At 35.1% G+C, this 21,340-nt stretch carries 17 protein-coding genes and 2 pseudogenes; 17 read left to right on the forward strand and 2 right to left on the reverse strand.

All coding sequences use genetic code 11. From position 1 onward, the window contains the following. The first annotated feature begins 45 nt into the window (after positions 1-45). The 15 genes and pseudogenes from BFG57_RS11760 (at position 46) to BFG57_RS11830 (ending at position 16,956) form a co-directional block, all read left to right on the forward strand. Complete coding sequence (locus tag BFG57_RS11760; RefSeq protein ID WP_069717687.1) at positions 46-1,536, forward strand: flippase; 1,491 nt, start codon at positions 46-48, stop codon at positions 1,534-1,536. A 58-nt stretch (positions 1,537-1,594) separates the two neighbouring features. Beyond that, a complete protein-coding gene (gene cysD / locus BFG57_RS11765; protein ID WP_069717688.1) occupies positions 1,595-2,494 on the forward strand; it encodes a sulfate adenylyltransferase subunit CysD in 900 nt (299 codons plus the stop codon). A 1-nt stretch (position 2,495) separates the two neighbouring features. Next, positions 2,496-4,319 (forward strand): adenylyl-sulfate kinase, encoded by a 1,824-nt coding sequence (gene cysC, locus BFG57_RS11770; RefSeq protein WP_083249221.1) that lies wholly within the window; start codon positions 2,496-2,498, stop codon positions 4,317-4,319. A gap of 87 nt (positions 4,320-4,406) precedes the next feature. Continuing rightward, positions 4,407-6,185 (forward strand): SLC13 family permease, encoded by a 1,779-nt coding sequence (locus BFG57_RS11775; RefSeq protein WP_069717690.1) that lies wholly within the window; start codon positions 4,407-4,409, stop codon positions 6,183-6,185. 42 nt (positions 6,186-6,227) lie between these two features. Next, positions 6,228-7,031, forward strand: coding sequence for a 3'(2'),5'-bisphosphate nucleotidase CysQ (gene cysQ, locus BFG57_RS11780; RefSeq protein ID WP_069717691.1), 804 nt, complete (start codon positions 6,228-6,230; stop codon positions 7,029-7,031). A gap of 51 nt (positions 7,032-7,082) precedes the next feature. Further along, positions 7,083-8,453, forward strand: coding sequence for a UDP-glucose dehydrogenase family protein (locus BFG57_RS11785; protein ID WP_069717692.1), 1,371 nt, complete (start codon positions 7,083-7,085; stop codon positions 8,451-8,453). Further along, positions 8,434-9,459 (forward strand): GDP-mannose 4,6-dehydratase, encoded by a 1,026-nt coding sequence (locus BFG57_RS11790; protein ID WP_069717693.1) that lies wholly within the window; start codon positions 8,434-8,436, stop codon positions 9,457-9,459. Before BFG57_RS11785 ends, BFG57_RS11790 begins: the two co-directional genes overlap by 20 nt. Positions 9,460-9,482: 23 nt before the next feature. After that, positions 9,483-10,478, forward strand: a complete 996-nt coding sequence (galE, locus tag BFG57_RS11795) for a UDP-glucose 4-epimerase GalE (RefSeq protein ID WP_069717694.1) — start codon at positions 9,483-9,485, stop codon at positions 10,476-10,478. Positions 10,479-10,729: 251 nt separating this feature from the next. Further along, positions 10,730-10,933 (forward strand): hypothetical protein, encoded by a 204-nt coding sequence (locus BFG57_RS11800; RefSeq protein ID WP_069717695.1) that lies wholly within the window; start codon positions 10,730-10,732, stop codon positions 10,931-10,933. Positions 10,934-11,281: 348 nt separating this feature from the next. Continuing rightward, positions 11,282-11,719, forward strand: coding sequence for a sigma-70 family RNA polymerase sigma factor (locus tag BFG57_RS11805; RefSeq protein WP_069717696.1), 438 nt, complete (start codon positions 11,282-11,284; stop codon positions 11,717-11,719). Between the two features lie 198 nt (positions 11,720-11,917). Continuing rightward, positions 11,918-12,754: an NERD domain-containing protein gene (locus tag BFG57_RS11810; RefSeq protein WP_083249222.1), complete on the forward strand. Its 837-nt coding sequence runs from the start codon at positions 11,918-11,920 to the stop codon at positions 12,752-12,754. Positions 12,755-12,992: 238 nt separating this feature from the next. Further along, a pseudogene (locus BFG57_RS11815) lies at positions 12,993-14,011 on the forward strand (UDP-glucose dehydrogenase family protein); the annotation flags it as partial. Further along, positions 13,992-14,737, forward strand: a pseudogene (locus BFG57_RS11820) (NAD-dependent epimerase/dehydratase family protein); the annotation flags it as partial. The pseudogenes BFG57_RS11815 and BFG57_RS11820, both read left to right, overlap by 20 nt. Positions 14,738-15,385: 648 nt before the next feature. Further along, on the forward strand, positions 15,386-16,276 hold the full coding sequence (gene galU / locus BFG57_RS11825; protein WP_069717697.1) for a UTP--glucose-1-phosphate uridylyltransferase GalU: 891 nt from the start codon (positions 15,386-15,388) through the stop codon (positions 16,274-16,276). A 170-nt stretch (positions 16,277-16,446) separates the two neighbouring features. Continuing rightward, positions 16,447-16,956 (forward strand): VanZ family protein, encoded by a 510-nt coding sequence (locus BFG57_RS11830; RefSeq protein WP_069717698.1) that lies wholly within the window; start codon positions 16,447-16,449, stop codon positions 16,954-16,956. 271 nt (positions 16,957-17,227) lie between these two features. Here BFG57_RS11830 and BFG57_RS11835 read toward each other — a convergent pair whose 3' ends face one another. After that, positions 17,228-17,914, reverse strand: coding sequence for a hypothetical protein (locus BFG57_RS11835; protein WP_069717699.1), 687 nt, complete (start codon positions 17,912-17,914; stop codon positions 17,228-17,230). A 67-nt stretch (positions 17,915-17,981) separates the two neighbouring features. Next, positions 17,982-19,115, reverse strand: a complete 1,134-nt coding sequence (locus tag BFG57_RS11840; protein ID WP_245676752.1) for an S-layer homology domain-containing protein — start codon at positions 19,113-19,115, stop codon at positions 17,982-17,984. A gap of 125 nt (positions 19,116-19,240) precedes the next feature. Between BFG57_RS11840 and BFG57_RS19430 the strand changes: the two genes are divergently transcribed. Both BFG57_RS19430 and BFG57_RS11845 read left to right on the forward strand, forming a co-directional pair. Continuing rightward, a complete protein-coding gene (locus BFG57_RS19430; RefSeq protein WP_281186677.1) occupies positions 19,241-19,375 on the forward strand; it encodes a hypothetical protein in 135 nt (44 codons plus the stop codon). A gap of 214 nt (positions 19,376-19,589) precedes the next feature. Continuing rightward, the gene (locus BFG57_RS11845) at positions 19,590-21,059 is read left to right on the forward strand and encodes a S8 family peptidase (RefSeq protein WP_069717701.1); all 1,470 of its coding nucleotides are present in this window, start codon (positions 19,590-19,592) and stop codon (positions 21,057-21,059) included. Positions 21,060-21,340: the final 281 nt, after the last annotated feature.

The raw sequence follows: 21,340 nt of genomic DNA on the forward strand, positions 1-21,340 counted from the left end.
TGTTTGTATCGATTTTATTAAATAACTAATTATGGGACGTATATGATGAATAAAGAATTATCTACTGTTACAAAACAATCGGGTATGGTATTTACCGGGAAAATAATTGCGCTTATTTTTGGTTTGTTTTTAAATTTTCTTGCTGCTCGATTTTTAGGTGCAGAAATTTATGGGAAATTTATGTTCGTTTTTAATTTTATAAGCTTTTTCCCGGTGTTAGTCTTAGTGGGGCTACAGCAAGGTTTAGTATATTTTATCCCTAAATTTGATGATAATGAGGAAAAAGCTCAAAGAAATAACCTTATTACTTTTAGTTACTTTTTGGTATTTTCATTAAGTTTAATAGTTATAACTTTAATATATTTTAATAGTAACTTTATAGCTGCGAAATTATTAAACAGCCCGCAATTAGAACATTTACTTAAATTGATGGCGCCTTTAATATTATTTATTGCTTTAGGTCAACTTTCACAAGGGGTTTTCCGGGGAATAAAAAAAATCAAGTTTTATGTTTTTAATCAAGATATTTTAGTACCAATAACTAAAATAATAGTACTCATAATTGCTATTATACTAGGATCACAATTATATAGTTTAGCTATTGCGTTTTATTGTTCATTGATATTTGGCACATTATACTTATTAACAACCGTCTATAGGTTAGGGCTTCTAAGTAAGTTTAGTTTAAATCCTTTAAAACATTATAAGGAATTGTTGAAGTTTTCACTTCCATTATTGTTAACAGGGTTTCTAGCAGTAATTAGCCAAAGAACGGATAGCTTAATGATTGGTTATTTTCTAAATGAAACCCAAGTAGGGATTTATGACATAGCTTTAAAGATCGGAACATTAAGCAGTTTCATTTTAGTAGCATTTAATACTATGTTTGCCCCCACAATATCATCTCTATACCATAGAAATGATTTAGCAACATTAAGTTCGATGTATAAGGCAATAACCAAATGGGTAGTTGGAGTAAATTTAATTACTTTTTCTGTAATATTACTGTTTGGTCAGGATATTATGCATATATTCGGTAAAGAGTTTATAGCAGGATCTACTGCATTGGTTTTAGTGGGGATTGGTCAAATTGTAAATGCTGGTGTGGGATCGGCTGGATATATTCTTATAATGACTGGTAATCCTCATTATGAAATGTATCTTAACTTTTTAGTAGTTTTTATAAATGTCACACTGAATTTATTGTTGATACCATTATACGGAATAGAAGGGGCAGCACTCGCTTCTCTAGTATCTGTGGCTATAGCAAATATAGTTAAATTACTCCTAGTTTACAGGAAACATAGACTTCACCCCTATAATCTAAATTATATTAAACTTATTTGTTCTATTGTATTCTCACTCTTAGTTACCCAATGGCTAAAGAGTCTATTAACTTTGTCTTGGTATAGTGAGTTTATATTATTATCTCTCCTTTTAGTACTTTTATCTGGATTAATTTATTATATTTTTGGATTAGATACTGAGGATAAAATGGTTATACGTTCAATTACTAAGAAAATAAATAAGAAATAATGAAAAACATTTCTATTAACGCAAGTTTAATATAAAGATAATGAGGAGGAAATCATCGATGAAAGAACTAACACACCTCGATCAACTTGAGGCTGAAGCAATTTATATTATTCGTGAAGTAGCTGCAGAATGTGAAAATCCAGTTATGCTTTATTCAATTGGAAAGGATAGCTCTGTTATGCTTCATTTAGCAATGAAAGCTTTTTATCCGGAAAAACCCCCATTTCCTTTCATGCATGTAAATACTACATGGAAGTTTAAAGAAATGATTGAATTCCGTGATCGTAAAGCAAAAGAACTTGGGATAGAAATGATAGAAGAAATAAATAACGAAGCAGTAGAACAAGGTATTAACCCATTTGACCACGGATCAGCTTATACAGATATAATGAAAACTCAAGCACTAAAACAAGGGTTGGATAAATATGGGTTCGATGCTGCTTTTGGTGGCGGAAGACGTGATGAAGAAAAATCACGTGCTAAAGAACGTATTTTCTCTTTCCGTAATAAAAATCATGCCTGGGACCCCAAAAATCAAAAGCCTGAAATGTGGAAACTTTATAACACAAGAATCAACAAAGGTGAAAGTATGCGTGTCTTCCCACTCTCTAATTGGACTGAAAAAGATATCTGGCAATACATTCGCAAAGAAAATATTGATATAGTACCGTTATATTTTGCTAAAGAAAGACCGGTTGTCTATCGTGAAGGCAACATCGTAATGGTGGACGATGATCGTATGAAATTAGAACCTGGTGAAGAAGTGGTCATGAAGAAGGTTCGTTTCCGAACATTAGGTTGTTACCCTCTTACTGGTGGTGTTGAATCCGAAGCAGAGACTTTAGATGAAATCATTGAAGAAACACTTGGAGCGACCTCATCTGAAAGAACCAGTCGAGTGATTGACCAAGAAGCTGCTGGCAGTATGGAAAGACGTAAGCGAGAGGGGTATTTCTAAAATGAAAAGTCTATTAAAATTTATAACGTGTGGAAGTGTAGATGACGGAAAATCAACATTAATTGGACATATGCTTTATGACGCAAAACTATTATTCGCTGATCAAGAGCAGGCTTTAGAGCTTGATAGTAAAGTTGGAAGTCGTGGAGGAGAAATTGATTATTCCCTTCTTCTTGATGGATTAATGGCGGAAAGGGAGCAAGGGATCACAATTGATGTAGCGTACCGTTATTTTACGACGGATAATCGTTCCTTTATCGTTGCCGATACACCAGGACATGAAGAATATACACGTAACATGGCAGTAGGAGCTTCGTTTGCAGAATTAGCTATTATTCTAGTTGATGCAACAAAGGGTGTTATTACTCAGACAAAACGCCATGCTCGTATTTGTGCTTTAATGGGGATTAAACACCTTGTTTTAGCTGTAAACAAAATGGACTTAATAGAGTTTGACCAAAAGCGTTTTGAAGAAATCAAAAAGGATTTCTTACAATTAACGCATGGCTTTAATCTTGAAAGTATTCAAGTGATTCCGGTTTCAGCTACTGAAGGGGATAACATTACAAAAAAGTCAGAAAACACACTTTGGTATGATGGCTTACCATTGTTACCATATTTAGAAAGTGTGGATGTTACGAAAGAGCAACATGATAGCTTTATTCTTCCAGTTCAGCGTGTAAGCCGTCCAAACCATACATTCCGTGGTTTCCAAGGTCAAATAGAGGCAGGAACCATTTCAGTAGGTGACGACATCACTACGCTTCCAAGTAATGAAAAAGCAAAGGTGAAAAGTATATTGGTGGCAGATAAAGAATTGGAATCCGCGATTGTTGGACAGCCTGTAACCATACAATTAGACCGCGAAGTGGACGTGTCTCGTGGGAATGTGTTAACGACTTCAAGCAATATACAAGTAACTGATATGTTTACGGCTACGATTTTGTGGATGGATGATACCAAGCTTATACCAGGTCGAAACTACCTAGTAAAAGTAGGAACAAAAGTTCTTCCTGGTACTGTGATGTCCATTAAGCATAAGATTGATATTAACAGTGGGGAGCATATTCCAGCTGATAAAGCTTTCAAAAATGAACTAGTAGAATGTGATATTTCCTTATCAGAAAATATGGTATTTGATACTTTTGAAAATAATGAGGCACTTGGTGGACTGATTTTAATCGACCGTGTGTCAAATATGACTTCAGCTTGTGGTGTAATTGAGCATTCACTTCGTCGTTCAACAAATGTTATATGGCAAGAAACTGACATTACAAGAGAGATTCGTTCCCAACAAAAGGGACAAAAACCATTGACACTTTGGTTCACAGGTCTTTCAGGTTCAGGAAAATCGACACTTGCTAATGCTGTTGAAAAACGATTAGTTTCTCTAGGACACCATACTATGCTCCTAGATGGTGACAATGTACGTCATGGCTTGAACAAAAACTTAGGTTTTAAAGAAAGTGATCGTGTTGAAAATATTCGTCGTATTGCTGAAGTGGCAAAGCTGATGAATGATGCAGGTTTGATTACTCTGACATCCTTCATTTCACCATATGACAGTGATCGTCAAAGTGCGAGAGAGGTCATTGGTAAAGAATATATTGAAATCTATGTGAGCACACCACTTGAAGAGTGTGAAAAACGTGATGTGAAAGGTTTATATAAAAAAGCTCGAACTGGTGAGATTCCAAACTTTACTGGTATTTCTAGTCCATACGAAGCGCCAGAAAATCCAGAAATTGAGATCGATACAAGTAAGTACACGTTAGAAGAAGCAACAGATTATGTTGTGAAGGAAATTATGAAACTTTGGAATTAGAGTTTTTAAGAAGCTACTACTTTTTAATTGGTAGTAGCTTTCTTTGTTAATAAGTGATTTTGTGTTTTATGAAAGGAAGGCCTCTCCATGTCACTAGAAATGATATTCGTATTGGTTATGATAATAGCCATGTTGACTGCATTGTTATTAGAATTGGCACGTCCCGACATGGTTGTTTTTTCAGTTGTTGTTATATTTTTAATAACAGGGTTATTAACTCCAGAAGAAGTATTAAAAGGATTCTCCAATCAAGGTATGTTGACGATTGCGTTATTGTTTATTGTGGCAGGGGCGGTACAAAAACACGGAATTATAGATCAAGTCATGAAGCAATGGTTAAATAAAAGTAAAAGTGTACGAGGCTCGATGTTTCGTTTCTTCTTGCCAATTCCTTTCTTTTCAGCATTTCTTAACAATACACCAATTGTTGTAGCATTTACTCCTGTAATTAAGAATTGGTGTGAAGAACGGGGGATTGCCCCTTCAAAGTTCTTAATTCCTTTATCATATGTAACTATTTTGGGAGGTACAATAACTTTAATGGGTACCTCTACTAATTTAGTTGTACATGGTATGTTATTAGATTTTGGTTTGGAAGGTTTTTCGTTGTTTCAACTAGCAATTGTCGGGATTCCAATTACAATGATAGGTCTATTATATCTATTTACCTTTGGGTATCAGTTGCTTCCTAATCACTTAGGGTTTCGAGAACAAGTAACAGCTGATTCAAAAGAATATATAGCAGAAATGACGGTTCAACAAGGGTTTCCATATATAAATCAATCTGTTCAAAGAGCTGGTTTAAGGGAGCTTAACGGCCTATATTTAATAGAAATAATTCGTGGAAAAGAAAGAATATCACCTGTCCGTTCCACGACAATCATACAAGAAGGGGATCGTCTAATCTTCACTGGATTAATATCTACAATAGCAGATCTCCAAAACACAAAAGGATTAGCTCTTGAAACTGGTTCTGATCTTGAGCTTGAAGATTTAAAGAATGGTAATACACAATTAGTAGAAGCGGTTGTTTCGCATCAGTCTACACTATTGGATAAATCAATTAAACAATCACAATTTCGCTCAAGGTTTGATGCAGGAGTCCTAGCGGTTCACCGAAACAATGAGCGGATAAAAAGTAAAGTTGGAGATATAGTTCTTCGACCTGGGGATGCATTATTACTACTTGCGGGTTCGGACTTTATCCGTAATTATCAACAATCCAGTGATTTTTATGTTGTTTCTTCTTTAGCTACACCAACTAGCCTAAATGATAGCAGGAAAAAAGGCTGGTTCTCTATTGGTCTCTTAGTTTCGATGATTCTACTAGTAACCATTGGCTGGTTAAGTATGTTTAAGGCTATGACTTTGGCTGTCTTTTTATTAATAGTTACAAAAATGATTACACCTGAAGAAGCGAAGAAATATATTCAATTTAATGTATTACTGTTAATTGCTAGTGCATTTGGCGTCGGTGCAGCTATGACCAAAAGTGGATTAGCTGCATGGATGGCGAAAGGGTTATTATCATTGGGACAACCGTTAGGTATAATTGCTATCCTTTTATTAATCTATTTACTAACTAATATTTTTACAGAATTGATAACGAATAGTGCAGCTGCAGTCTTGATGCTACCTATTGGATTAGAATTAGCAACTTCATTGAATGTTCCATATATGGGGTTTGCAGTCATAATTTCTATTGCTGCATCAGCTAGTTTTATAACACCAATTGGTTATCAAACGAATTTGATTGTATACGGACCAGGAGGATATAAATTTAAGGATTATGTAAAAGTCGGTACACCGTTAAGCATAATTGTTATGTTTGTAACGGTAGTGATTGTTAACTTCGTATGGTTTTAGCCAAAAGAGATTCTAATTTCAGAAAAGGGCGGTTACAAATAGATGAAGAATTTAAATTTGTACGATCTATTTCAAATCTCATTAGAGGCTGGGAAAGAGATTTTAGACGTTTATGCACAAGATTTCGTTGTAGAAGTGAAAGATGATAATTCCCCTTTAACGCAAGCAGATCAACGTTCACACAATACTATCAAGAGGGGTTTAAAAGCAATTGATTCTACCATACCTGTATTGAGTGAAGAAGGAAAAGAAATGTCTTACAGTGAGCGCCGTGAGTGGAAGCAATTTTGGTTGGTAGATCCACTTGATGGCACAAAAGAATTTATTAAGAAAAATGGAGAGTTTACCGTAAATATTGCATTAATTGAAGGGAAGTATCCTTCAATTGGTATAATTTATGCACCGGCATTGGATGTGTTTTACTTTGGCCGTGTTGGAGAAGGTGCATATAAGTTAGAGAATGCTTCAAAGGCAGAAGTATCAAATGAAGAAGAGTTACTTCAAAAAAGTTTCGGCTTACCTGAACAAGGTAATCGTCAAGTAAAACGTGCTGTTGCTAGTCGTTCCCACATGTCAGAGGAAACAGAAGCCTATATTAAAGAATTAGAAGCAATGTATGGAGAAGTAGAAGTTGTTTCATCAGGTAGTTCTTTAAAATTCTGTCTGATTGCAGAAGGAAAAGCAGACTACTATCCAAGATATGCACCGACAATGGAATGGGATACAGGAGCTGGACAGGCTATTGTAGAAGCAGCTGGTGGAACAGTCACTAGATATGAAGATAATGACCGCTTTTATTATAACAGAGAAGATCTATTAAATGGATGGTTTCTAGTTCAAAGGTAATTCTATATTTAATACAAAGTATTTTAAATAAAGAGTAAAGGATGTTTAAAAATGTACAAAATTGCAGTAGCGGGAACTGGTTATGTTGGCCTGGTGGCAGGTGTGTGTTTTGCTGAAGTTGGCCATCATGTAACCTGTGTAGATATTGATGAAGAAAAGGTACAAATCATGAGATCTGGCGTTTCCCCAATCTTTGAAACAGGTTTGGAAGAGTTGATGAAAAAGAATTATGCTTCTGGAAGAATAGATTATACAACGGATTATGAATCAGCATATAAAGATGCTGATGCAATTTTTATTGGTGTAGGTACTCCAGAGCAACCGGATGGCTCTGCAAATTTATCATACATTGCAACTGTTGCAAGACAAATTGCTGAAAGTGTAGAGAAAGATTGCCTCGTGGTTGTTAAATCTACAGTTCCAGTAGGAACAAATGATAAAGTTGAGCAGTTTATTCATGACTTTCTAGTTAATGATGTGAAAATAGAAGTAGCATCTAACCCTGAATTCTTGGCACAGGGGTCTGCTGTACATGATACACTACATGCTGAAAGAATTATAATAGGTACAGAAAGTAAATGGGCTGAAGAACGGTTAACGGAAATTTACGCTCCGTTTCGCTTGCCAATTGTTTCAGTAAATCGCAGATCAGCTGAAATGATTAAGTATGCATCTAATGATTTCCTTGCTCTTAAGATTTCATATATGAATGATATTGCAAATCTTTGTGAACTTGTTGGGGCTGATGTTCAGGATGTTGCAAAAGGCATGAGTTATGATGAGCGAATCGGTAGTAAATTCTTAAATGCAGGAATTGGTTTTGGTGGTTCTTGTTTTCCGAAGGATACAAAAGCATTAGACTATATTGCTAAACAAAGTGGATATGAACTTAAAACTGTTAAAGCCGCCATTGATGTCAATAAAGAACAGAAAACTATGTTATATAAGAAAGCTAGTAAAAGACTAATTACATTTAACGGTTTAAAAGTTGCTGTGTTAGGTCTAACCTTTAAGCCTGGAACGGACGATTTAAGAGAAGCAGCTTCTCTTGAAAATGTGCCATTATTATTAGAGCAAGGTGCAGATATCTATGCTTTTGATCCTGTGGGAGCAGAGAACTTTGCTAAAGTTCATCCGGAAGGTAAAAATGGTAAAGGTAGTATCACATATGTTGCGAATATCGAACAGGCATTAGAAGGTGCGAATGTCTGTTTCATCTTTACTGAATGGGGAGATGTAAAAGCAGTAACACCTGAAGTTTATAAAAAGTTGATGAGAACCCCTTTAGTTTATGACGGTAGAAATATTTATAGTGTAGAAGAGATGCAAGAAGCAGGAGTAGAATATCATTCAATTGGAAGAAGACCAGCAACTAGAGAAGGTATAAAGGAGTCGAAGAAACTTGAATTACAAAACTTTTGATCCTAGCAAAACATACCTGATCACTGGTGCAGCAGGTTTCATAGGTTTCTACTTATCAAAGAAGTTAATAGGACAGGGATGCCGAGTTATTGGTGTTGATAATATCAATGATTACTATGATGTAAACCTTAAATACACTCGTTTGAATCAACTCGAGCCTCATGAAAAGTTTACTTTCATAAAAGGTGATATATCTAACAAAGAATTGATAATGGGGACCTTTGAAAAATACAAGCCTAATGTAGTTGTGAATATGGCAGCTCAAGCTGGTGTTCGCTATTCAATAGAGAATCCAGATGTTTATATTCAAAGTAATATCATTGGTTTTTATAATATACTTGAAGCATGTAGGTATTATCCAGTAGAACACTGTGTATATGCGTCTTCTAGTTCTGTTTATGGAGCAAATAAAAAGGTTCCTTTTGAAGAATCAGATTTTGTTGATAATCCAGTTTCACTTTATGCCTCTACCAAGAAATCAAACGAATTAATGGCACATACTTACAGTCACCTTTATAAAATTCCAGCAACAGGTCTACGTTTCTTTACAGTCTATGGTCCTATGGGGAGACCGGATATGGCTTACTTTGGGTTCACTGATAAATATTTTGCTGGTGAGCCAATTAAAATATTCAATAACGGTGATTTTGAAAATGATCTATATCGTGACTTTACTTATATAGACGATATTATTGAAGGAATAGTGCGTCTATTAAGTAATCCCCCTGAAGGGGAAGTTCAACATAGTGTATATAATATCGGAAATAATAGTCCAGAAAAATTAATGGTATTCATTGAAACACTTGAAAAAGCATTGAGTAATGCATTAGGTAAAGAAGTATTGTTTGAGAAAACATTTGAACCAATTAAACCCGGTGATGTTCCAGCTACTTTTGCTTCAACAGATTTGTTACAAAAAGCTGTTGGTTTCAAACCAGAGACTTCGATAGAGAAAGGGTTGCAGAAATTTGCGGATTGGTATGTGGACTATTATGAGCAGAGGTAACTCATAGGAGCGGAGGTATAACTATGAAAATTCTAGTAACTGGAGGGGCCGGATATATAGGTTCACATACATGTATTGCATTATTAGAAGCAGGGCATTCAGTTATAATTGCTGATAACCTGTGTAATAGTAGGCGTGATACTATTGACAAAATTATAAACATTGCAGAAAATGAAGTAACTTTTTTGGAAATTGATGTAACGGAGGAACAAGCTGTTGATGTTATTTTTAATAATTATAAAGTAGATGGTGTTATTCATTTTGCGGGCTTAAAAGCGGTAGGTGAATCAGTAGACATACCATTAACTTATTATTATAACAATATAGTTAGCACTATGATCCTTGCTAAAGCTTGCCAGAAATATGGTGTAAATCGTTTTGTGTTCAGTTCATCAGCAACAGTTTACGGAGATAATATAGTACCTTTCGTTGAGACTATGGACCTGTTACCAACTACTAATCCTTATGGTGAGACGAAAGCTATGAGTGAGCGAATTCTTACTGATATAGCTAATGCAAACCCTGAATTTTCAGTTGCTCTTCTAAGATATTTTAATCCAGTCGGAGCCCATGAAAGTGGCTTGATTGGTGAAGCACCTAATGGTATACCTAATAACCTTATGCCTTATGTTACTAAGGTTGCCAAAGGTAAATTAGAGAAACTTCGAGTTTTTGGTAACGACTATCCTACAGTAGACGGTACAGGTGTAAGAGACTATATACATGTGTTGGATTTGGCAGAGGGCCATGTTGCAGCTTTAGATAATCTTAAAGAAGGTGCTCATGTTTATAATTTGGGAACTGGTCAAGGTACTAGTGTACTAGAGTTAGTGAAAGCTTTTGAAGAAGCTAATAGTATTAAAGTTCCTTATGAAATAGTAGATCGTAGACCTGGAGATATTGCTTCATGTTATGCTGATGCTTCAAAAGCTAAGAGAGAGCTTGGTTGGACAGCTAAACATGATATTATCACCATGTGCAGAGATGCTTGGAGTTTTGAGAAGAATTATGAAGATTAAGTTGACTCAAAATAAAGTTATTGCTCGCTGAGACCTTTACACTAGGCTTGGCGGGTGTATTTTTATGTGCTTTTACTTTAGTACGTTAATTTAATAATAGTTGTTTGGATACGTGATATGCCCTCTGAGCTATAAATGTTCGGAGGGTTTATTTTTTTTGCTCTATACAGAACATATGTTCTAATTTGAAATATTAATATTGAAATAACAACTAATATGAAAGAGCTTCAACACAGTTGGGAGGAATACAAATGATAGAAGCTAATATTATGCGAGTTGAATGTCCTGCATGTGGTTACAGATTACTGGATAAAGGAAATGAAGCCGCTGGTCCCGTACAAACGAAGTGTGCTAGATGTAAGCGGGTTTGGGAAGTTGAACTCGCAACAGGTGAATTTAAAAAAGTTAGTGGAAAACCAATAACGAGACGAAAAGGAGATAACAATTCGCCATGAGTTGCAAATCAATTCTACCTTAAGGTCCGGGAAACCAGTATAACTGATATACCTGGACCTTTTTAATTTTTTGCCAAAAGTTCATACCACGATAATACCGAGCGAGGAATCGTATGCATTACCCATGCCGGATGATCTGATGTTTTGAGAAGAAATGATCATCTAGCAAGTGAATGCACATTGAATCAAAAATAATCGGTACCGAGCAATGGAGTCGTGGTGTGAACTACCTATAAGCCGGACATAGTACGCCCTGCATATTAATGCAGTTTGGGTGTTCTGTGTCCGGCTTATTTTTTTGTCTCTTTTTCCCTACGGCTCCCTGCCGTGCCATGGGAGGAAAAGAGAATGAGCGAGTTTTTTATCAAAGTCGGCAAGGAGCAGGTGGCAGTAAGCGGAGAGATTTACAAGGAGTATTACCGAATGGTTCGACGTCAAAGGTACCTGGAACAGGATATCAAGGTTGGACGGATAGCTGTTGACCCTGAAGCAGAAACGGTTGATTTTATCCCAAGCAAAGAAGATTCAATCAATCGTTTAATTGAACTAGGAGCTGATTTTGAAGATGAACAAATGATAGAAGATATTCTCTGTGATAAAGCAACAATGTTGATTTTACAAGAAGCGATGGCTGACCTGAATGAAAAGGAACAAGAGCTCATTAAGGCTCTCTACTATAAAGATTTAACAGTAAGAGAGGTAGCAAAGGAGGAAAACATCTCTCATGTAGCTGTGGTGAAACGGCATAAAAAGGTGTTGGACAAGCTTAAAAAATATTTTTTGTAATTTTGGTTACCAAACCACCCTTCCCGTTGGCTAATAAGTGAAGGGCCATATCTAAAAGGCGAGGAAGGGGAGCATATCACATTGGTGGTGAGCTCTTTTTTATTTCTATGACAAATTCCCTAAATGTAAATCCATTAATTTAATGGTAAAATTATGAAGTGAATAATTTAAAATCTAAATTGTAAAGGAGTGCTTAGCATGAAAAAAGAGATAATCATAATACTAGCCATTATTGTACTTTTACCAATACTGTTTTTCTTAGCCCCGATAATATTCGCTCTCTTACTTTTAGCTGGAATCATCATGTTGAAGTTAAGGTATCCAGTTATTAAAGGTGCGATAGGAGAGTGGTATGTAAATAAAGAACTAAATAAACTAGGAACGAATTATAAAATCTACCACGATCTTTATGTGCCAAATGGTGATGGTGGAACTACCCAAGTGGATCATGTAGTTACATCACCGTATGGAATCTTTGTAATTGAAACGAAGCATTATCAAGGATGGATATTTGGGAAGGAAAATCAGAGATATTGGACTCAGACAATCTATAAACGAAAAGAAAAATTGTTCAATCCACTCTGGCAAAATTATGGTCATATACAAGCAATCAATAAATACATAGATAAAGAAGATTTTGAGTTTATATATTCTATTATTGCCTTCTCTCAAAACTCTACTTTAAAGTTCAAAGAAGACTTTACATCAGCTAGGGTTATCCAATTTCCACAATTAACAAAAGTCATCAAGGAGTGGAATGTTCAAAGGATCAATTCTTCTGAGTTACAAGAAATCAATAGAGCACTTGAAGGTTTAATCATTACAGATAAGAACAAGAAGAAACAGGTTAAGAAAAAGCATGTTTCAGATATAAAAAATAACCGTAAAGAAAAGGTGCGGAAAGAAAAAGAAGATACTCAACAAAATGTATGCCCCAAGTGTGGTGGTGGGTTAACTATGAAGAAGGGGAAGTACGGATCATTCTACGGTTGCAGCAACTTCCCGAAATGCAGGTATACTAAACAAGTTTCATAACGGATATAGTTTCTAGGAAAAAGGCTCATTATTATAGAAGAAAAACGATCAATCAGGCTTATCTCTCAATTCAGGGAGGTAGGTCATTTTTTGCGTTTTATAGAGTGAAATTCTCATTAAAAAAAATTATTGAGGAGATAGAGTGGAGCAGAGCAAGGAAAACCGCTCTAGATAATAGTAGAAACTCTGGTATTTAAATTTATATTTTGCGTATTTTTATCCATACTTCCTCACGGCGCTAGTAGTTGTTAAATCAACTGTCTCGGTTGGTACAAATGATAAAGTAGAACAGTTTATTCAGGATTTTGTAATCAATGATGTGAAAGTAGAAGTAGATTATTCCAATCCAGAATTCCTAGCAAAAGGTTCAGCAGTAAATGATACACTCCATGCAGAGAGAATTATCATTGGGACAGAAAGCAAATGGGCTGAAGACCTACTTATGAAAATCTATGAGCCATTTCATTTATCTACTGTCTCTGTAAACAGACGCTCTGCTGAAATGATTAAGTATGCATCAAATGACTTCCTTGCTCTTAAGATTTCCTATATGAATGATATTGCTAACCTTTGTGAAATAGTCGGTGCAGATATTCAAGATGTTGTTAAAGGAATGAGTTTTAACGAACGAATTGGTAGTAAATTTCCAAATGTAGGGATTGGCTTTGGCGGGGGATGCTTCCCTAAAGATACAAAGGCACAGGAATACATTGCTAGACAAAACGGATATGAGCTTAAAATTATTAAGGCTGCTATCGATGTAAACAGAAAGCAAAAGACTATGTTATACAAGAAAGCTAGTAAAAGGCTGATTAACTTTAACGGTCTTAAAGTAGCAGTATTAGGCTTGACTTTTATGATGACCTAAGGGAAGCAGCATCCCTTCAAAATGTACCTTTATTATTGGAACAGGGCACGAATATCTATGCTTATGATCTTGTTGGATCGGAAAATTTTGCTGAAGCTTACCCAGAAGGCCCAAATGGAACTGGCAGTATCATGTATGTTACTAGTATCGATCATGCTCTAGAAGTTGCAAATGTTTGTTTTATCTTTACTGAATGGAAAGAGATAAAAGTTGTAACGCCTGAAGCCTACAGTAAATTAATGAGAAATCCATTAGTATATGACGGAAAAAATATTTATAATGTGGGAGATATGGAAGAGGCAGAGGTGGAATATCACTCTATTATAAGAAGACCTTCAAGTAGAGAAGGTATAAAGGAGTCGAAGAATTTTGAACTACAAAACTCTTGATGTCAGTAAAATATACCTAATCACAGGGGCAGATGGAATTATTGGTTTCTATTTGTCTAGGAAATTATTAGAAAAAGTCTGCCGGGTAATTGGTATTGATAATGTAAATAATTACTATGGTGTAAAGTTAAGCACAAACGACTGAACCAGCTGGAACCTTATGAGAAGTTTACCTTTATTAAAGATGACATATCAGATAAGGATATAGTCATGGATGTTTTTGGGAATTACGAGCCCAATGTAGTAGTAAACTTAGCTACTCAAGCTGGAGTACGGTATTCGATAGAGAACCCGAAGGTCTATATCCAGAGTAATTTTATTGGCTTTTATAATAATCTGGAGGTTTGTAGATATTATCCAGTGGGCCATCTTGTATATGTATCATCTAGTTCTGTTTATGGAGCCAATAAAAAGGTTCCTTTTGAGGAAACAGATTTTGTTAATAATCCAGTTTCAATATATGCATCTACAAAGAAATCCAATGAATTGATGGCTCATACGTATAGTCACCTTTATAAAATACCGACTATAGGGTTTCGGTTATTTACAATTTACGGTTCAATGGGTCGACAAGATATGGGCTATTTTGGATTTGTAAATAAGTATTATGCAAGTGAACCAATTAAGGTATTTAATAATGGTGATTTTGAAAGTGATCTTTACCGTGACTTTACTTATATTGGTGACATCATTGAAGGAATTGAACGATTATTAAGTAACCCACCTGAACTTCGGTGAAGTGATAAAGATATAACATTGTACTGATTTAATATCGTACTGTCACTTCGTCATCAAGCTAAGAGAAGTAGAACTCATAGCTAGAATAACCCAGTTTGGATCGGCTACTCATAGGTAAATATAATGGAATGAAATAATATGTAAAATATTGTATTTTTTATTTATAAAAATGAATTTATAGAGAACTAGAGCTGAATGCTAACTTGATTCCACTAACTACATATGAGGGAAATGAGGTATATCCAATAGGTGTGTTTCGTTTTAATATAAAAAGGATCATTGAACATATTTATGGTGGGACACTGACTATTGAGAAAGAGTTAATTAATGGTTGAAAATGGTTCCAAGTTCAATTTCGAGGTACTGTTAATGAAGACCACTTTACCTTCAGTCGATGAAAAATGACCCGTCATTCGAGCGGAGATAAGGACAGGTATGTATGAATTAGTAGTTACATCTAATTTGTTAATTTCTAGAATACAGAGTTAAGAGAATCAAGCCATATATAGTCTCATATCAGAAATTAAGAGGTAGTTAGTCATTCATAATTAATAAAAAACTTTACTTGTGAAATCTACAATATGATACAATAATAGGAAAAAAGATATAGATATATGTAGAAAGGTGATTAGTAAGATGAAAGTGAAAAAGGCTATAATCCCAGCTGCAGGTTTGGGAACACGGTTTTTGCCTGCAACGAAAGCACAACCTAAGGAAATGCTTCCGATTGTTGATAAACCAACGATTCAATACATCGTTGAAGAGGCCGTCGCTTCTGGAATAGAAGATATTATTATTGTAAGCGGGCGTGGCAAACGGGCGATCGAAGACCATTTTGATAAGTCATATGAACTAGAAGAGACGTTGGCAAAGAAAAATAAAATTGATCGTTTAGTCGAAGTTCAGGAAATTTCTAATCTAGCGAACATACATTATATTCGTCAAAAAGAACCAAAAGGGCTTGGTCATGCGATCTGGTGTGCGCGTAAGTTTATCGGTGATGAACCATTTGCAGTTATGTTAGGTGATGATATTGTCCGTTCGGAAAAACCATGTTTGCAGCAATTGATTGACGTATTTGAACGTTATAATTCCTCTGTTGTTGGTGTACAGGAAGTGAAAGATGAAGATGTATCGAAGTATGGGATTATTGCGCCAAAGGGAGAACCGTTAGAGCAAGGTATTATTAATGTTCAAACTTTAGTAGAGAAACCATTAAGAGAAGAAGCTCCTTCAAACTATGCAATTATGGGGCGCTACATATTAAGACCAGAAATATTCCCTATTTTAGAAAATGTAGCTCCGGGTGCAGGTGACGAAATCCAATTGACTGATGCAATTAAAACGTTAAATGTAGATCAAGCTGTGCTTGCGTATCGTTTCGACGGAAATCGTTATGATGTCGGTGATAAGTTTGGTTTTATTAAAGCAACGATTGACTTTGCATTAGAACGTGAAGATTTACATGAATCTGTCATGAATTACATTCATGAAAAAAATCAAGCTAATTCATTGGTGAAACTATAAGTATGAGGTGGAAATATAGTTTCCAAAGTGATACTTCTCTATAAAATGTAACCATTAATGTATCGATAAATAAAGAACGGTAAGATTAATCAATGGGTGAGAAACTTAGCATATAATAATGATTTGACAAAGAACAAACTTATATAGAACATCAAATAAGGAGGATTTTATTGAAATCTATCGTAATTTATTGGCTGCCAGTCTTCATTGGGGCAGCCATTATTTTTAGTTTTTCTGCTCAGCCGTATGAGAAGCAAGATTTGAAACCAACATTGTCGAAATACATAGATGAAGAGCAAGTTGCAAAGAGGTTTGAGGATGTTAAGGTATACTATGCAAATAAAGAAGTTAGTATTGAAGCACTTGGAACGACAAAGTTTATCGAATTTTTCATTCGCAAATTTGCACATTTTAGTGTGTTCTTTATGTTATGTTTTTTGATTTTTCGAGCGTTAAATGTTACTGCTCTCAAACTAGGTATGAAGAGTCTTATTGCATTACTAGTCACAGGTATTTATGCAGCATTAGATGAGTATCACCAATCCTTCACTGAAAATCGAACACCACTAATTGAAGATGTATTGTTGGACTGCTTTGGTGGAATAGTTGGATTAATTGTCGCAATTATGATGTATCACATTATAATCCCGAAAATTAAGAAGAATAGAACGATTACTTGATATCTTAAAACAATTGTATAATCTCACTGGGGAATATGCAGCATGTATTTGTCATATAGTTGTGGCATTTTTTATAGCCAGGTTAATAGATGTTAACGGATATTAAGGTCTTTATTACTATATGTTAGAACAAAAGGTTGCAGAAATGTTAAACAAAAAGAGCTAGATCAAGTATGGTCTAGTTCTAGTTTATGTAAAATAAAAATAACTCACCACTAAGAAAGAGTTACTTCAAATGGTGGTGAGTTATTCTTATTTGAATATAGAATTTTTAAAAACTTCCCATTGCATTATTTAATATTGAACTGCGGCGCTCTTTTTTCGTTTGTTCATATATATTTCTGAACTCTTTTGCTTCAGCTCGATCGAAGCCTTCTTGATCAAGTTCTTGCTCAAGAGCATTGTAGATTTGCTGGAAAGCAGCGTCTGTGTTCGATTCTAATTGAAGTCCTGCAGAGGAATATTTTTTGTAGAAGTACATATAAGAAATTTCTTCGCCATTCTTTTTCTTTGTTTTATATTCTTGATAGGCTGCTGAAAGAAGCTGATCGAGTTTGGCATTTGATTGTCGTTCAAGATCTTTAAAGACAGGCATGTAGCGTCCTTTAATTTGATTAACTGTAACTTTATTTTGTTTTATTGTAGTTATCGAATTATCTTCTGTTTCTTTAGCATTATTTGAATTTGATTCAGAAATTGACTCATTATGATCATCTATTATTTGCGTACTATCAACTTGACTAGTAGTAGGTTGTTTCTTTTCTATTTCTGGGTCTTCAATTTCCTGTTCAGTTGTTTCTTCCTCAATCTCAAGTGGCAGTTTCACTTCGAAATTTGAATCTGTAATCTCTTTTACAGCTGCATCGTTTAAGTCAATCTCAATTTTTGAGTAATTAAACCAAAGGATTCCTAAGGTGATCGCAATCACTGCCATGAGAGAAAGTAGAATCTTCTTCATATATTATTCCTCCATAATAAATCAAACCTGGTTCTCATTGAATAAGAACCAGGCAGTTTAGAATTGGTTATTTCTTAAGGATTAGTTTTAATGGTTTAGTCTCACCGTTTGTACCAGTTACTTCACCTTTAATAGTGAAAGAATCTCCATCCATAGATTCTTTTATTTTTTGGACGGAGACACCATCTCCCCCATTATCAAATGAGCCTAAAAGTTTGCTAATACTCATTTCTGCTTTACCGTTTTCAAATTCAATTTCTCTAGAAACCGGATAAATAGATGCTTCGAGGCTATCAATGTTTTCAGTTCCTTTAATCGTAAAATGAGTGAACTTTGCTTTATCATCATCAGGAAGCTTAACTTCAAACGTACCATCTGAGATTTTCTTGGCTTTTAAGTTTGTTCCGCCAACTTTTACAGTGGCGCTTAGTATTTCTAATTTTTCATCATTTTCTGAGCTATCTGAACTATCATTGTCTCCTTTATTTCCATCAGGAGAACTAGTGTTGTTTGTAGGTGTAGTTGCAGCATCTGTATTAGAGTCGTCAACTGCTGGTTCATTTGGTGCTTCTTCTTGATTGTTAACATTTTCTTGGACTTCTTCTTGAACATGTTTGCTCACAAAATTTTGTGAACGATTTAGTGTAACGATTGCTTCAGCGCGCGTAATTGGTTGGTTCGGTTGGAACGTATCATCTGGATAGCCACCCATTAAGCCATTTGATACAACTAGTTGAATGGCTGGTTTAGCCCAACTGCTGACAGAGTCAATGTCATTAAAAGTTAGCTCTTGACCCTTTGCCTGTTCAGCAGAAATAAGTCGAGCTAATATTACTGCACCTTCTTGGCGAGTAATCGTCTTGTTTGGTTGGAACGAACCGTCCTCATATCCAGATATGTATGGTGCTGATAATTGTAATTGACCGTAGAACCAGTCTGTATTATTGACGTCTATATAATCAATATCAAATTGTTCACTAAGGTTAAAGCTACGGCTAATAAATGTGACAAATTCAGCGCGAGTTACAGGTTTATTTGGAAGGTATGTTTCTTCATCATAACCTGAGATCCAGCCTTTATCGATCCAAGTTGCGATCGTGTCTTTCGCCCAATGGTTTTCAATATCTGATTGTGCTTGTATTTCCGGTTGAAAAGTAAAAAGGATTCCTAAAGTTAAAGCACCTGAAAGTAATTGTTTCATTCGAATCAAAATAAGTGCACCTCCATTTATTAAAGATATTCTACCATTTTTCACAAAAAATTAATAGGTTGTATGGTAAAATACTACAATAACAACGTTTTATTGAAGATAAAAGAGGTGTAAGTATGAAGGGGTTAGATGCAGAACAGCTTGTCGAGATTTTGCAGAGTATGAGAGAGAAGGTAGAAATGTTAGAGATCAAAGCACCAGATGAATTAATACAGGAGTTAATTAACACTGTCGAAATTCACTACAAATGATCTGTTTTTATTTATAGTTATTTTTTACTTATCAAGATAGTTGTCTCTCCTCAAACAAATTGTTTAACGAGTATGAGGAGAGCTTTTTCTTTGAGCAGAACAGCTTGTATACAATGTTAATAATTTTACAACATCTTGTAATAAAAGTGTAATCGTTTAGTCTATGGGCACTATGCTATAATCCTTCTAATCTATTAATATGGAGGAGACTGTAATGAGAAAGACAACTAGACTTATCATCGCATTTTTTATTATGTGGGTAGCTATTTCTGAAAGTACCAATGCTGAAGGTATCAAAAATACTGATTCATTAGATAATATAAATAACGCAGTCCTCGTTCAAGGGCATAGTGGGGAACTTCCTCTTTCAATATTGAAAACTAGTGAGGTTGAATACTTAAATCATGTAGGTGTTTCCATTATGAACTTACAAGACAATGAAACTACTGAAAATTTTATAGAACAAGTGAGAATTCAATCAGATGTCATGATTGAAGAAGACAAACCACGTTCTATTCAAAAAACATCAAATGACCCTTATTTATCCTATCAATGGAGCTTACCTTATCTTAACATCCCTTTGTTATGGAATTATGAGTCTGAAAATGAAGTTGTTGTAGCTGTTATTGATAGCGGTCTAGAAATTGAATATCCTGATTTGAAGGGGCACATAGCTCCTGGTGGATACAATTTTTTAGATAATAATAGCGACATTAGTGATATGAATGGTCATGGAACTGCAGTATCGACTATAATAGCCGCAGATGTCAACAATAAGTTCGGTTCGGCAAGTATTGGAGGACATCTACCTATCAAGGTTCTTCCGTTGAAAATAGCTGGTGAGGATGGCAAAGGAACATCAAGCAATGTGATTCGTGCAATAGATTACGCGATTGAGCAGGGTGTTGATGTTATAAATATTAGTATGGCTGCAAATCGTTATTCTGCACTTGAAGAAAAAGCGATACAAGCTGCTATAGACGAAGGAATTATAGTAATAGCTGCTACAGGAAATGATGGCGATGATACAATCAATTATCCTGCTTCATATGACGATGTTATTTCTGTAGGTGCGATCGGTAAGAATAACGAACGATCGGAGTTTTCGAATTATAATAATCACGTTGATATCGTTGCTCCCGGTGAAAATATCTTTACGACTATGGGGAATGATGAGTATTATTATAGTTCTGGGACTTCCTATGCTGCACCCTTTGTCACGGTAACGGCAGCAGTTCTAAAATCATTTAATCGAGATTTAAATCAAGAAGATATATTGCAAATTTTATCGACTACTGCTAAGGATTTAGGTGTTGAAGGAAAAGACCCTTATTATGGTTTTGGGTTAATTCAACCACTGGATGCACTACAAACCCAGTTATACACGATCATTGACAGTAAGGCAGATGTTCCAGTTGATAAGGTTTGGAGCCTAACATTTAATGTCGTGATGAAAGAAAGTAGTTTTAATCGTTCGAATACATTTATTTTAGATGAGAACTATGAAAAGGTATCGATAGAATATGATTTATCTGATGACGGTAAAATCTTATACATATATCCACCTAAAGGGGGATATAAAAAAGGGGAAACCTACACACTGATCGTAGAAAAAAATGTACAATCTGCTGCAGAACGTGAGATGGAAAAATCGTCGCTGATGAAGTTTACTATTGAAAACTGAAGTAGTCATTCATAATGTTCGGATAATAAAGGGAAACTTCCATCAGTGGAGATCTTCATCCCCCGCTGATGGTTAGATGAACCAACCAGGTAATTACTGACGTTTGATTTTCACATAAGTATCATTGACTTTTCTAAGCTTTAAAATGGAAGTCTTATCCTCAGTTGACACGTGATAAAAGTACAAAGAAAATTATGAGTAATTAGAAGATGTTTTATTAATATGGTATGATAATATTCGTTTAATGTAATTCCCCAGTCTCTATATTAACTAGTTGGAGT

The sequence above is a fragment of the Bacillus solimangrovi genome, from assembly GCF_001742425.1.
In the GTDB taxonomy this organism is placed as follows: Bacteria; Bacillota; Bacilli; order Bacillales; family Bacillaceae_N; genus Bacillus_AV; species Bacillus_AV solimangrovi.